Source organism: uncultured Roseobacter sp. (assembly GCF_947491795.1).
Lineage (GTDB): Bacteria > Pseudomonadota > Alphaproteobacteria > Rhodobacterales > Rhodobacteraceae > Roseobacter.
Genome location: NZ_CANLKW010000002.1, coordinates 541,964 through 555,444 on the forward strand (window position 1 = coordinate 541,964; position 13,481 = coordinate 555,444).

Sequence of the window (13,481 nt, forward strand, 5' to 3'; positions counted from 1 at the left end):
GGACCGTGGATTTCAAAGCCTTTGCCGAAGAGTGGGAAGCCGCGTGGAATTCCCACAACTTGGACCGCATCCTGGCCCATTACAGCCCGGATGTGGTTTTCCGTTCCCAGAAAGCGATGCGTCTGACAGGACGTGGTGAGCTCTTTGGGCGGGATGCGCTGAGGGCGTACTGGGCGGCCGCTCTTGAACAGCAACCCGATCTGTCGTTTGTGATTGTCGATGTCCTGCGCGGTCATGGCATGATGGTCATCACATACAGAAATCAACGTGATGTCCTGGCGGCGGAAACGATCCGCTTCGGACCGGACGGTCTGGTGATCGAAGCGTCCGCGTGCCACGCAGAATAACTGACGTCACGGTGGGGCAGCGGGTCTCTGCGTTTACAACTGTCAAAACCGTTGCGGATACGCGCTGTCTGCCATCGCCAGAGGTTCGCCCGACGCATTGATCCTGTGTCAGGGCGCGCCGGTGGGCGTCTGGTTGGGTTTTGATTTGCTCCGGTCCATGCCCAGTTGTCGCTCCCGCCATATGATCAGAATGCCACCCGCGGTAACCAGTGCCGCGCCAAGGACAATGGGCCCGGTTGGCAGCTCGTCAAAGACGACATAGCCGATCAGCCCGGCAAAAATCATGGATGCATAGTCAAACGGGGCCAGCATAGACGCACCGCCGAACCTGTAGGAAGAGGTGACCATTATCTGCGCCACGCCGCCTACCAGCCCGGCAGAGATCAGCAGCCAGACAACCCATGCAGGGGGCATCACCCAGACCAGCGCAGGGTGATCAAATATGACACCAACCGGCAGAGTGAGCAGCGCGAGGCAGCTGGCCGTCACGGAAAAATAAAAGACGATCGCCGCGGTATGGTCCGTCTGAACGAGACGGCGGACATGGATCTGCACCAGCGCGCGGAGCACCGAGGCGATCAGCACCATCAGAGCACCGGCAGTCGCGGCGGCAGACATGGCATCAGCGCCAACGCTCAGGCGGGGAGCAATTACGATCAGGACACCGATCAGACCCAGCCCAACAGCGGAAAGCCGGATCAGTCTGATCCGTTCGCCCAGAAAGATGGCCGCAAAGATCACTGCGAATATTGGGGTGGCGTAGCCGATTGCTGTAACTTCGGGCAATGGCAGCAGGCCCAGCCCCGCGAATGTCAGGCCCATTGCGGATGTACCAAAGAGCCCGCGCCAGACGTGCCCCATCAGGTTTGAAGGCACCAGCCCGTAGCGCAATTGCCCGCGTTGCCAGAGCCACAGGGTAATCACGGGAATTGCAAAAAACGATCTGAAAAAGACGGCCTGCCCGGGGGGGACTTCTTCGGACACCGCCTTGATGATCGCGGCCATCACCATGAACAGAAAGACCGCGCCAAGCTTGAGGGCGATGGCGCGGCCGGGTCGGTTCTGGGTAAGGTCTGCGGGCATGGAGGCTCTTTGCGCCTCTGCCGGAAAAAGATCAAGCGCCGCAAGGGAGAACAGCGCCTGATCTCAGGTGTCTCAGTTCAGCGAAGCAACGCCGAGCGGTACCGAAAACTGCAGGCACCAGATGTAGATTTCATTGAAGTCATCAACACTGACCGATGCAGGTACGATATAAGTCTGACCGCCGGTCAGGTTCTTCAGCGGGCCGAGGTCTGTTTCAGTGGCATAGGCTCCGTCCTTGCCAAACCCAACGCGCGGATCTGGTGCGCCATCAAGCGAAAAGTCTTCGTGAAGTGTGACAGTTGCCGTACCGTCTGCGTTTTTGACGATGGTAATGCCACCCGTTGTGATGTGGTCACTGGCGCCTGTGAATGTGCCTGTAACGTCAGCCTGTGCGCCAAAAGTTGCGAGCGCGGTCAGGCCCAGAATGAGCGTTGCTGAGAGGAGGTTTTTCATGTCGGTCTCTTTCCTGGTGTTGTGATTGCCGTTGCCGGTACACAGCAGATACAATTAGGAACCAATCGGTACAATACACAATTCTGTGATTGTGTAACGATCAGTTCCAAACTATATGACACTGCATCACAGATGAGGTGGATATGGCACGGCCCAGAGAATTCGACACAGATGAGGCGATCCGGAAAGCGGCGGAGGTCTTCTGGCGAAAAAGCTATGAGGAAGCTACCCTGCCGGACCTGCTGGACGGTATGGGGCTGACACGGGGCAGCCTGTATAAGGCCTTCAAAGACAAGAAGTCCCTCTTTCTGCGCGTTCTGGACTATTATGAAACAACCGCAGTAGACGACGCGGTTGCGTGTCTGACCGACATAAATGTACCCGATGGCCGGCGACGTATTCTGGGCTTCTTCAAAGGGGTCGTGCAGGCGGTGAACCAGGGTGACCGACGCGGATGCCTGTTGTGTACTGCCGCTGCGGGCAGCGAGATGTCTGATCCCGAAATCGCCGCTGCTGTGAACGGCGGGCTGCGACGGATCCGCGATGCTCTGGGCCTCGCGCTGGCCGCTTCGCCACTGCATGACACGCTGAAACAGGACGAGCGCAAGACACTCGCCAACCTGCTGCTGACACAATACATCGGTCTGCGCGTTCTGGCGCGGTCATGCCTGCCGCTGGGCATCGTTGAACAGAGCAGTCGCGGTATCGAAGAGCTTTTGAAAGCGCGCTGAACGGTATCAGCCGATCACGCCCTGGTTTTCGCCGATCTGACCGCGATGCAAAAGCAGATGGTCCAGGATCACGCAGGCCATCATTGCTTCACCCACGGGTACTGCACGGATGCCAACGCAGGGATCATGACGTCCCTTTGTGATGATTTCCGTTTCTTCACCGGTTTTGGTGATGGTGCGCCGTGTGGTCAGAATGCTCGATGTCGGCTTGACCGCAAACCGTACTACAACGTCCTGCCCCGTGCTGATGCCGCCCAGTATGCCGCCTGCATGGTTGGAGGAATATTCCGGCCCGTCCGGCCCCATAGAAATCTCGTCTGCATTCAGCTCGCCGGTCAGCATCGCCGCCGACATGCCTTCACCGATTTCAACACCCTTTACCGCATTGATGCTCATCATCGCAGCGGCCAGGTCTGTATCGAGCTTTCCATAAACGGGTGCGCCCAGTCCGGCGGGGACACCACGCGCAACAACCTCTATGACGGCACCTACCGAGCTGCCCGATTTGCGCAGACCGTCCAGATAGGCCGCCCAGTCCGTTGCCGCTTTGGCGTCCGGCACCCAGAAAGGGTTCTCATCAATCTGCGCCCAGTCAAACCGGTCGCGGTCTATTTCATGCGCGCCCATGCGGGTCATATACCCCTTGATCTCCAGCGCGGGGACCAGTGAGCGGAGTGCCGCGCGCGCGAGACCACCTGCCGCAACGCGTGCAGCGGTCTCGCGCGCGCTTGAGCGACCGCCACCGCGGTAATCGCGTACGCCATATTTCTGGAAGTAGGTAATGTCCGCATGACCCGGGCGGAACTTCTCTTTGATGTCTCCGTAGTCTTTCGAGCGCTGATCGGTGTTTTCGATCATCAGCTGCACCGGCGTTCCGGTGGTCACGCCCTCAAAGGTGCCCGACAGGATCCTGACCTCATCGGCCTCGCGCCGCTGGGTTGTGTATTTGTTCTGGCCGGGTTTGCGCTTGTCCAGCCATTGCTGGATCATCGCCGCGTCGATTTCCACGCCCGGCGGGCAGCCATCCACTGTCGCACCAAGCGCCGGCCCGTGGCTTTCGCCCCAGGTCGTCACGCGGAAAAGATGGCCAAAACTGTTCATCGACATGCGCTTGCTCCTCTGACCCTGGTGCTTAGCGGCGCAGGCGGCGCGCCTCAAGACCTTATCGCTTGCCAATCCCGCAGTGGCACTTTACGTCTGATCGCACCTCGGGGGGCCTTTCCGGCTGAGATGCGTAACACGCGGACCCGTAGAACCTGAACCGGTTAAGACCGGCGGAGGGAAGGTTGACCTGATCATCCTCTTTCGCCGTCTGACGCATATGAAAAGGAATGATCATGCGTAAGACTACTGTAATTGCTGCAACCCTGCTTTGTGCGGCCCAGGCCTCGGCCGACACACCTGTGCTCACTGTTTACGCAGGCGACTACTTTACCTCCGAATGGGGCCCCGGCCCGATGATTGAAGAGGGCTTTGAAGCCTTCTGTGAATGCGACCTGCAATGGTCGACCGGCGATTTGTTGCCGCGCCTGCTGCTCGAGGGCGAGCGCACCAAGGCAGACGTGGTGATCGGTCTGACGTCGGACGTGACGGCCAAGGCGCGGGCAACCGGGCTTTTCGGCGCGCACGGCCAGGACAACGCCGCACTGACACTGCCGGTGGAATGGAGCGACGAGACTTTCCTGCCATTCAACTATGGCCATACGGCTTTCATCTATAATGAAACCACCATGGACGCGCCGCCCGCGAGTTTTGAGGAAATGCTCGCCCTGCCGGACGATGTGAAAATCGTCATCCAGGATCCGCGCACATCCATCTCCGGTCTCGCCCTCGTTCTCTGGGTGCAGGCGGTTTATGGCGATAAGGCGGACGAGGCCTGGGCGCAGCTGGCCCCTAAAATCCTGACGGTCACTAAAGACTGGTCCACCAGCTATGGCATGTTCACAGACGGCGAGGCTGATATGGTGCTGAGCTACACCACGTCGCCCGCCTATCACATGTTCGCCGAGGAGGATTTCACCAAAAAGGCCGCGATCTTCCCCGAGGGTCACTATTTCATGGTCGAAACCGTCGGCAAAATCGCCAAAACGGAACAGCCGGAACTGGCGGATGCCTTTATGGCTTATGTGATGTCCGGAGATTTTCAGTCGATGATCCCGACGGCGAACTGGTCGCTGCCCGCAGCGTTGCCAAAGGATCAGTGGCCTGAAGGCTGGTCGCAGCTGAACCTGCCGGAAAACGTTCTCTTTTACAGCGAAGCGGAATCCACTGAGCTTCAGACGCAGGCCATCGAGACGTGGCGCGCAGCGCTCAGCCAGTAACCGGCCGATCCGGCATGCTCGCCGCGATCCTGGTGGTCGCGGCGGTCCTGCTGGCCTTTGTCGGGATCGGCCTGCGCGCAGAGCCTGGATCCGGCCTGGGCCCGGCGGACTGGGCCGCGCTGCGGTTTACCGTTGTCCAGGCGCTGCTGTCGGCCTTCTTTTCTGTGATTCTCGCGGTGCCGCTTGCGCGGGCACTGGCAAGACGGGACATGCCGGGCAAGAGGCTTTTGGTCACGCTGCTGGGCGCGCCCTTTATTCTGCCCGTCATTGTCGCAGTCCTGGGTCTGCTGGCAATCTTTGGGCGCAACGGCCTGGTCAACCAGCTGTTCGGTGTTCTGGGCCTGCCGGAAGTGTCCATCTACGGGCTGCACGGCGTGGTGCTTGCGCATGTGTTTTTCAATCTGCCGCTTGCAACACGGCTTTTGCTGCAGGGCTGGCAAAGCATACCGGGCGAGCATTTTCGCCTGGTCGCACAGCTGGATCTGCCGCCTGCAATGGTGTTCCAAACTCTTGAGCGGCCGATGTTGCGCCAGATACTGCCCGGGGCTGCGGCTCTGATTTTCGTCATTTGCCTGACCAGTTTTGCCGTGGCGCTGACACTGGGCGGCGGGCCGCGCGCCACGACGATAGAACTCGCAATCTACCAGGCGTTCCGATTTGACTTTGATCTCTCCCGTGCTGCGTTTCTTTCTATATTACAATTGATACTGGCGGGGGCCGCCGCTGTTCTCGCCCTGCGGATCATCCCGGACATCCCGATGGGTGCGGGAATGGACCGCCGGGTAAAAAGGTTTGACGCGCGCGGTGGTCTGCAGCGTGCGATTGATGCGCTCTGCATTCTTCTGGGCGGTGTTTTCCTGCTGGGCCCGCTTCTGGCTGTGACACTGTCCGGCCTGGCCGGTCTCGGCCAGATGCCGGCAACTGTCTGGCAGGCGGCGTTTACATCACTGTGGGTCGCTGCTCTGAGTGTTGCTGTCATGCTGGCGCTGGCTTTGCCCCTTGCAGGTTGGATCGCCATCCGGGACAAAGGTGGTGCCGAGGCGGTGGGCCTCATTGGCCTTTCGGCCTCACCGCTCATGCTGGGTGTGGGCTGGTTCATCCTGATCAACCCCATCGCTGATCCGGTGGCTTTGTCGCTGCCTGTCACCGCGGTGGTCAACGCGCTGATGGCGCTGCCCTTTGCCCTGCGCATCATGGTTCCGGGTGTTCGCAGCGCCCTCACCGGATACGGCAGGCTCTGTGTGACACTGGGGCTGAGCAGTTTTCAGACCTGGCGCTGGCTGATCCTGCCCCGCGCGCGCGCTCAGATCGGGTTTGCTGCGGGGCTGACCGGCGCACTGTCTGTGGGTGATCTGGGCGTTATTGCGCTGTTCTCCGATCCCGACCGAACAACGCTGCCGCTGCAGATGTACCGACTGATGAGCGCTTACCGAACGGAAGCCGCCGCCGGAGCAGCTTTGTTGCTGCTGTTCATGGCGCTGGCGGTGTTCTGGATATGTGACCGTGGAGGCCGCTGGAATGCTGACGTTTAAACATGTTCAGATCGGGCAGGGCGATTTCAGGCTCGCGGCGCATCTGACAGTGCGAAAGGGCCGCCGCGTGGCGGTGATCGGCCCGTCCGGTGCCGGCAAATCGACACTGCTGGGGGCGGTTGGCGGGTTCGTTCCCCTGATATCCGGCGCGCTGTCCATCGACGGGCAGGACGTTACAGATGCCAGACCCGGCGCACGGCCTGTATCCATGCTGTTTCAGGACAACAATCTCTTTCCGCACCTGACAATTGCGCAGAATGCGGGGCTTGGCCTGAGACCTGCGCTCAGGCTGAACGACGACGAAACGGCCCGCCTCTCGCATGCGCTGGAACGGGTCGGCCTTGCCGGGTTGCAGAACCGCAGACCGGGTGAGCTTTCAGGCGGACAGCAAAGCCGCGCGGCGCTGGCGCGCATCCTTGTGCAGAACCGGCCTGTTGTTCTGCTGGACGAACCTTTTGCCGCTCTGGGCCCGGCACTGCGACGCGAAATGCTGGATCTGGTCCGGGCCCTCGCCACAGAAACGGGCGCGACACTGATGATGGTCACGCATGCGCCCGAGGATGTTCAGCGTATTGCAGATGACGTTATCTTTGTTGAGGGCGGCCAGGCGCAGGCGCCCGAACCGGCGGCGGCACTGATGGACAATCCGCCGCCGGCGCTTCGCGCCTATCTGGGTTAAGCCGCCTGCGCGGCAAGCACTGCCCGCGCTTTCAGGATAACAAGAGCCGCCTCTGCGGCCTCTTTGCCCTTGGTCACGAAATGCGCGCGGTAGATCGTATTGTGATGCTCGGTTTCCTGATAATGATGCGGCGTGAGCGACACTGACAACACCGGCACGCCGGTATCCAGTCCCGCGCGCATCAGCCCGTCCACGACGGATTGTGCAACAAAATCATGCCGGTAAATGCCGCCATCCACGACAAATGCCGCGCAGATGATGGCGCTGTATCTTCCGGTTCCTGCCAGATCCCGCGCCATCAGCGGCATCTCAAATGCGCCGGGCACGTCCACCGTGTCGACCTGCGTGGCCGGAATGATTTGTGTGAATCCCTCGTATGCGCGGTCGACGATATCAGCATGCCACTGCGCTTTGACAAAGGCGAAACGGGTGTGTGTCATTTGGATCTCCTTTCATGGTCAGACACGTCCACCCAAGGCGATCACGGTTACACACGGCCCTCCCGGGGCCGTGACACCGCATTCTCTTTCATCCGGACTGTAACCGTCGGCCCCGGCGTCTCACCGGGTCTGCTGACACCTTCCTGATGAAAGGCCGCTCGCGGGCTCGCAGGTCGTGCCTGCATACCGCCGGTGGGGAGTTTCACCCCGCCCTGAGAATGCGCTCAGCTTGTCAGCCAGGCAAAAACCCTGCAAGAGCAAATGCGACACTTGCAGAGGGCAAAGCGATGCACCCGAACCCGGTTTTCCACACAAAAGACGCGCAGACAAACCTGGCCTGGGCACGGGAACGTGCCTTTGGTGTGCTGGCGATCAGCGGTGCGGACGGACCCTGGATGTCGCATATCCCGTTTCTGCTGGAGGATGACGGGACCTGGCTGTGGCTGCACCTGTTGCGTTCCAATCCGATTGCGCGGGCGTTGAAAGACGGCCCTGTACCGGCGCGCGTGGCCGTTTCGGGCCCTGACAGCTATGTCTCGCCCGACTGGTATGAGGTGCCTGATCAGGTGCCGACGTGGAACTACGTCGCTGTGCATCTCACTGGCATGCTTGAGCTTTTGCCGCACGAAGAGCTGCATCCGCTGCTGGACCGGCAGTCAAAACTGTTTGAAGACCGTCTGCTGCCCAAAACGCCCTGGACGACCGGCAAAATGAGCGACGGTGTGATGGACCGTATGATGCGGGCAATTGTACCCTGCCGGATGCAGGTGACAGGCATCGACGGCACGTGGAAGCTGAACCAGAACAAACCTGACGATGTGCGCCTGCGTGCGGCTGACCAGGTCGAGGCCTTTGGGCAGGGAACGGATCTGGCGCTGCTCGCGGCGCTGATGCGTGCCGCGGATGGACAGGGCTGACATCTCTGATAGGGTCGGCGGGGCATTCAGAAGGATCCGCCATGAAACTTTTTCATTCCCCGCTGTCACCCTATGTGCGCAAAGTCGTTGTGCTTTTGCATGAGCTGGAAAAAACGGACGCGGTTGCGCTTGAAACGATTGCAACCACGGCCTTTGCATCGGACGACGGGCTGATGGCAGCCAATCCTCTGGCCAAAATTCCGGCGCTGCAACGTGATGACGGGGTCACTCTCTACGACAGCCGCGTCATCTGCGGGTATCTGAATGACCTTTTCGATGGTTCAATGTACCCGACCGGCGCAGGCCAGTGGGAAAACCGCACCCTCGAGGCGACCGGGGACGGTATCATGGATTGCGCAGTTTCTATGGCCTATGAACGCAAACTGCGGCCTGAAAATGAACAGTCTGACGGCTGGGTCGAGGCACAGTGGACGAAAGTTGACAGGGCGCTTTCGGTCCTGAACAGCAGATGGATGGGACATCTGGCCGGGCCGGTGAGCATGGCCCATGTGTCCGTTGCCTGCGCGCTGTCATATGTGGATTTCCGGCACGGCGCCCGCAACTGGCGGGGTGGAAATGCAGCGCTGGCAGACTGGCATGCCGCGTTTGATTCGCGGCCTTCGATGCAGGCAACCCGTCCGCCTGAGGCGTGAGTTTACAGATAATAAGGTTTTGACCGCTAATCACCGGAAAATCCGGGTATTCCGGTGCCGCCTGCGACGGTTTGCGCGTCTAAGATTACTGGACGCGCGGGCGTCACACGGCTACATACCCGCATCAGACAGGCTGCGTTCGCGCGGCCGGTACGTTATTTGGCCCTGCCGGGCCCTTGAAATGGAGTGAACCCGTGTCGCATGCAGATGATCAGGAAGGCACCCGCAGGGATTTCCTTTACTACGCAACCGCAGGGGCGGGTGCCGTAACAGCCGGTGCCGCAATCTGGCCTATGGTCAACCAGATGAACCCCTCGGCAGACGTTCTCGCTCTTTCGTCGATCCGTGTCGACGTGAGCGCGATTGAGCCCGGCACTCAGCTGACTGTGAAATGGCTTGGCAAACCGGTCTTTATCCGCCGCCGTACCGAAGAAGAGATCGCCGCCGCGCGTGACGTAGACGTTGCAGCGCTCCCGGATCCGCTGGCAGACAATGCCAACGTCCGTGCGGACGCTGATGCGTCTGACGAGAACCGCTCTCTCGACGAATCCGGCGAATGGCTGGTTATGATGGGTGTCTGCACCCACCTCGGCTGTGTGCCGCTGGGTGACGCGGGTGATTTTGGCGGCTGGTTCTGCCCCTGCCACGGATCGCACTATGACACATCGGGCCGCATCCGCAGAGGTCCGGCGCCGCGCAACCTGCCCGTGCCGGTTGCAGAATTCGTCGACGATACAACGATCAAACTCGGTTAAGGGAGAAACCTGATGGCTGGAATTCCTCACGACCATTACGAACCGAAAGCCGACTGGGAAAAAGGTCTGGCAAAACGCCTGCCGATCGTCGGCCTGCTTTACGACACGCTGATGATCCCCACGCCCAAGAACCTGAACTGGATGTGGATCTGGGGCATCGTCCTGACTTTTGTACTGGTGCTGCAGATCGCAACCGGCGTTGTGCTGGTGATGCATTACACGCCTCATGTCGATCTGGCGTTCTCTTCCGTTGAACACATCATGCGGAACGTGAACTCTGGCGCGATGATACGCTATATCCACATGAACGGCGCTTCGTTGTTCTTTGTGGCCGTGTATGCGCATATCTTCCGCGGTCTCTACTATGGCTCCTACAAAGCGCCGCGCGAGATCACGTGGATCATCGGTATGTTGATTTACCTGCTGATGATGGGCACAGCTTTTATGGGCTACGTTCTGCCCTGGGGTCAGATGTCTTTCTGGGGCGCGACCGTTATCACCGGCCTGTTCGGCGCAATTCCGTTCATCGGTGAAGCGCTGCAAACATGGCTGCTTGGCGGGCCTGCGGTAGACAACGCAACACTGAACCGCTTCTTCTCGCTGCACTATCTGCTGCCCTTCGTGATCCTCGGCCTTGTTGTCGTGCACATCTGGGCCTTCCACACGACCGGCAACAACAACCCCACCGGGGTCGAGGTGCGCCGCACGTCCAAGGAAGACGCAGAGAAAGATACGCTGCCCTTCTGGCCTTACTTTGTGATCAAGGATCTGTTCGCTCTGGCCGTTATCCTGGCCGTGTTTTTTGCAGTCGTCGGGTTTATGCCTAACTATCTGGGCCACCCGGATAACTACATCGAAGCCAACGCGCTTGCGACACCGGCGCACATCGTGCCTGAGTGGTATTTCCTGCCGTTCTACGCCATCCTGCGGGCCTTCACAGACGAGGTATGGATTGTTCAGATCGCATCCTTCGTGACCGGCGGCATCATCGACGCCAAGTTCTTTGGTGTGATCGCGATGTTCGGGGCCATTGCCGTAATGGCGCTGGCGCCCTGGCTGGACACCTCGTCGGTGCGTTCGGGTCGTTACCGCCCGATGTTCAAATGGTGGTTTGCGCTGCTGGTGGTTGATTTCTTTGTGTTGATGTGGGTGGGCGCAATGCCTGCGGAAGAGCCGTACAACACGATCTCGCTCATTGCTTCGACCTACTGGTTTGCATACTTCCTCGTGCTGTTGCCCCTTCTCGGTGTGATCGAAAAACCGCTGGCTCAGCCCGCGACGATCGAAGAAGACTTTGCGTCGAAAAAGGCCAGCTCCGGTGGTGGTGACACAGCTGCGACACCTGCGGAATAAAGGACAATGACAATGATTAAGAAACTTGCCCTTGTGGCCGCAACAACTCTCGGTCTGTCAGCAGGCGCTGTCTATGCAGCCGGTGCCTATGACACCCACATTGAAGATTTTGACTTTTCCTTCGAAGGTCCGTTCGGCACCTATGACCAGAACCAGCTGCAACGCGGTCTTCAGGTCTATACCGAGGTCTGTTCTGCCTGCCACGGTCTGAAATTTGTGCCGATCCGTTCGCTTTCTGAAGAAGGCGGCCCGGATATGCCTGAGGATCAGGTTCGCGCATACGCAGAGAACTACGAAGTCTTTGATGCAGAACTGGACGACTTTCGTACGGCAACGCCTGCTGACCACTTTCCGGAATCAGGCCTCGCAAACGCACCTGACCTCAGTCTGATGGCCAAAGCGCGCGCGGGCTTTCACGGCCCCTATGGTCTGGGCATCAACCAGTTCTTCAAGGGTATCGGCGGGCCAGAATACATCGCCTCACTCCTCACAGGGTATACCGGCAAGGAAAAAGAAGAAGCCGGCGTTACTCTTTATGAAAACACGGCCTTCCCGGGTGGATACATCGCAATGGCACCACCGCTTTATGATGAACAGGTGGAGTTTGCCGATGGCCACGCCAACGATATTCATCATATGGCGGAAGACGTTTCTGCTTTTCTGATGTGGACCGCAGAGCCAAAAATGATGGCACGGAAACAGGCCGGTTTTGTGGGCGTGGTGTTCCTGACGATCCTGTCGGTTCTGCTGTATCTGACCAACAAGCGCATCTGGGCTCCTGTCAAAGGCAAGAAATCCAGCTGATCAGATACCCAGGTCTGAAATTAAAAAAACCCCCCGGCATAACCTGCACGGGGGGTTTTTCCGTCTGTACCTCCAAAGCACGGAGGCTAATTACAGACCCTGGGGAGAGTACCAATCAGCCAGGGGACGTGTAGGTGTGTATCTGGCAGCTAATTCTGCTGAAATCACACCTGTCTTGCCTGGCCGTACCTTTAAATCCCACTTACCTCAGACGCCTTTAAATCCGGCGTTTACCACTTAAGCTCACCAACAATGTGTTAATCCTAACTGACGGTAGCATCGTTGTATGTGATCCAGTTCACATTCGATGATTTCTGCCGCGCGATTTGTCGGATTTTTCCTGTTTCCAGGGTTCATCCAAAGCGTCATCCGTTGCCGGTTTGCACTCTGTATCGTCCAGCGCACTGCCATCTTCAGCGGCGAAATCGGGTGTCGTTGACCATGGTCTGGGCAACGCGAAATTCACGATCCGTCTCAATCAACCAGCTGATCATGGCGCGTACGGGCGATTTGCGGGCGGGAGGGATTTCCGGTTTGGCGGGGAGTTTTCCGGGGCGATGCATTTTGCGATCCTCTGTGAGCTGTGTTCCGGGGAGAAACAATATCTTCTGACTGCACCCAGGATGCACCAAAAGCGAATCAACGTCTGTGAAACGCATCACACGAAGAGAATTAAATCTGGTGCAGGTCCGCCATAATCTGCAGAGCGTCACGGTCCAGAACCCGCACGCCCCCTCGGCTGACGTCTATGACACCGGCTCTTTTCCAAAGCGACAACGTTTTGGATACCGCCTCCCGGGTCGCGCCGACAAACTCCGCCAGTTCTGATTGCGAGAGCGCCAGCAGCGACAACTGTTCAGAACCATCCAGTGTCAGATACAGTATTTTCCGGGCCAGACGCGCGGGCATGGGCAGAAAGACCTGTTCGTTCAGCTGGCTGCTGATCCATCGCATGCGTTCCCCGGCAAGCTGGATCATATCGATGCCCAGTTCCGGATTCTCACGAATGGCAGCGATGACGTCTGCATTCTTCACGCCGCGCACCCGGGATTTTTCCAGCGCTGTTACCGTTGCTGTCCGGGTGCCCGGGTCAAACAGGGCAATTTCACCAAACAGCGCTCCGGGCCGCATGACATCCAGAGACAGTTTGCGGCCTTCGCGTGAGATAATACTGAATTCTAAAGACCCGGACACAATCGCGTAGAGCGCATCGCCGGGATCGCCGTGTTCAAACAGAACCTCCCCCTCTGCCAGGTCAACGACCGTCGAAACAGAATTCAGCAGATTTGACAAATCGGACGATGCATTGGCCAGAAAGCCGGACTTTGGAAGGGTCGAATTATCCATGGCGATCTCTGTACTTTCCCTCGGCAGCGGGAGCCGGGCATCGCCAACAGTGCTCAAGAGGGCCCT

General features: G+C 59.0%; 16 protein-coding genes and 2 riboswitches. Of the genes, 10 read left to right on the forward strand and 6 right to left on the reverse strand.

Features of this window, described 5'->3' with window-relative positions; genetic code table 11:
• Positions 1-5 precede the first annotated feature (5 nt).
• Positions 6-347 (forward strand): nuclear transport factor 2 family protein, encoded by a 342-nt coding sequence (locus Q1A34_RS09455; RefSeq protein ID WP_300033345.1) that lies wholly within the window; start codon positions 6-8, stop codon positions 345-347.
• A 108-nt stretch (positions 348-455) separates the two neighbouring features.
• Here the strand turns inward: Q1A34_RS09455 and Q1A34_RS09460 are convergent, their stop codons facing one another.
• The gene (locus tag Q1A34_RS09460; protein ID WP_300033346.1) at positions 456-1,430 is read right to left on the reverse strand and encodes a DMT family transporter; all 975 of its coding nucleotides are present in this window, start codon (positions 1,428-1,430) and stop codon (positions 456-458) included.
• Positions 1,431-1,502: 72 nt separating this feature from the next.
• Complete coding sequence (locus tag Q1A34_RS09465; RefSeq protein ID WP_300033348.1) at positions 1,503-1,883, reverse strand: DM13 domain-containing protein; 381 nt, start codon at positions 1,881-1,883, stop codon at positions 1,503-1,505.
• Positions 1,884-2,026: 143 nt separating this feature from the next.
• Between Q1A34_RS09465 and Q1A34_RS09470 the strand changes: the two genes are divergently transcribed.
• On the forward strand, positions 2,027-2,614 hold the full coding sequence (locus tag Q1A34_RS09470; RefSeq protein WP_300033350.1) for a TetR/AcrR family transcriptional regulator: 588 nt from the start codon (positions 2,027-2,029) through the stop codon (positions 2,612-2,614).
• A gap of 6 nt (positions 2,615-2,620) precedes the next feature.
• On the opposite strand, the gene aroC is transcribed toward Q1A34_RS09470, so the two are convergent.
• A complete protein-coding gene (aroC, locus tag Q1A34_RS09475) occupies positions 2,621-3,721 on the reverse strand; it encodes a chorismate synthase (protein WP_300033352.1) in 1,101 nt (366 codons plus the stop codon).
• Positions 3,722-3,813: 92 nt separating this feature from the next.
• A riboswitch (TPP riboswitch) is annotated at positions 3,814-3,914 on the forward strand.
• Between the two features lie 37 nt (positions 3,915-3,951).
• Between aroC and Q1A34_RS09480 the strand changes: the two genes are divergently transcribed.
• The 3 genes from Q1A34_RS09480 to Q1A34_RS09490 are packed head-to-tail and all read left to right on the forward strand — an operon-like array spanning position 3,952 to position 7,146.
• Positions 3,952-4,935 carry a thiamine ABC transporter substrate binding subunit gene (locus tag Q1A34_RS09480; protein ID WP_300033354.1) on the forward strand — a complete coding sequence of 328 codons (984 nt, stop codon included), beginning with the start codon at positions 3,952-3,954 and terminating at the stop codon, positions 4,933-4,935.
• Positions 4,936-4,949: 14 nt separating this feature from the next.
• A complete protein-coding gene (locus Q1A34_RS09485) occupies positions 4,950-6,467 on the forward strand; it encodes a thiamine/thiamine pyrophosphate ABC transporter permease ThiP (protein WP_300033356.1) in 1,518 nt (505 codons plus the stop codon).
• Positions 6,454-7,146, forward strand: a complete 693-nt coding sequence (locus tag Q1A34_RS09490; RefSeq protein WP_300033358.1) for an ATP-binding cassette domain-containing protein — start codon at positions 6,454-6,456, stop codon at positions 7,144-7,146. Before Q1A34_RS09485 ends, Q1A34_RS09490 begins: the two co-directional genes overlap by 14 nt.
• Here Q1A34_RS09490 and Q1A34_RS09495 read toward each other — a convergent pair.
• On the reverse strand, positions 7,143-7,586 hold the full coding sequence (locus Q1A34_RS09495; protein ID WP_300033360.1) for a 6,7-dimethyl-8-ribityllumazine synthase: 444 nt from the start codon (positions 7,584-7,586) through the stop codon (positions 7,143-7,145). The genes Q1A34_RS09490 and Q1A34_RS09495 overlap by 4 nt on opposite strands.
• A gap of 76 nt (positions 7,587-7,662) precedes the next feature.
• Positions 7,663-7,810: riboswitch (FMN riboswitch) on the reverse strand.
• 63 nt (positions 7,811-7,873) lie between these two features.
• On the opposite strand from Q1A34_RS09495, the gene Q1A34_RS09500 reads away from it, so the two are divergent.
• The 5 genes from Q1A34_RS09500 to Q1A34_RS09520 all read left to right on the forward strand — a co-directional run bounded on the left by Q1A34_RS09500 (position 7,874) and on the right by Q1A34_RS09520 (position 12,068).
• The gene (locus Q1A34_RS09500) at positions 7,874-8,503 is read left to right on the forward strand and encodes an FMN-binding negative transcriptional regulator (protein WP_300033362.1); all 630 of its coding nucleotides are present in this window, start codon (positions 7,874-7,876) and stop codon (positions 8,501-8,503) included.
• Between the two features lie 41 nt (positions 8,504-8,544).
• Positions 8,545-9,156, forward strand: coding sequence for a glutathione S-transferase (locus Q1A34_RS09505; protein WP_300033364.1), 612 nt, complete (start codon positions 8,545-8,547; stop codon positions 9,154-9,156).
• 194 nt (positions 9,157-9,350) lie between these two features.
• Positions 9,351-9,911 carry a ubiquinol-cytochrome c reductase iron-sulfur subunit gene (petA, locus tag Q1A34_RS09510; protein ID WP_300033366.1) on the forward strand — a complete coding sequence of 187 codons (561 nt, stop codon included), beginning with the start codon at positions 9,351-9,353 and terminating at the stop codon, positions 9,909-9,911.
• 12 nt (positions 9,912-9,923) lie between these two features.
• Positions 9,924-11,264, forward strand: a complete 1,341-nt coding sequence (locus Q1A34_RS09515) for a cytochrome b N-terminal domain-containing protein (RefSeq protein ID WP_300033368.1) — start codon at positions 9,924-9,926, stop codon at positions 11,262-11,264.
• Positions 11,265-11,276: 12 nt separating this feature from the next.
• Complete coding sequence (locus tag Q1A34_RS09520; protein WP_300033370.1) at positions 11,277-12,068, forward strand: cytochrome c1; 792 nt, start codon at positions 11,277-11,279, stop codon at positions 12,066-12,068.
• Between the two features lie 413 nt (positions 12,069-12,481).
• On the opposite strand, the gene Q1A34_RS09525 is transcribed toward Q1A34_RS09520, so the two are convergent.
• The gene (locus Q1A34_RS09525; protein WP_300033372.1) at positions 12,482-12,727 is read right to left on the reverse strand and encodes a hypothetical protein; all 246 of its coding nucleotides are present in this window, start codon (positions 12,725-12,727) and stop codon (positions 12,482-12,484) included.
• Positions 12,728-12,740: 13 nt separating this feature from the next.
• Positions 12,741-13,415, reverse strand: a complete 675-nt coding sequence (locus tag Q1A34_RS09530; protein ID WP_300033373.1) for a Crp/Fnr family transcriptional regulator — start codon at positions 13,413-13,415, stop codon at positions 12,741-12,743.
• Positions 13,416-13,481: the final 66 nt, after the last annotated feature.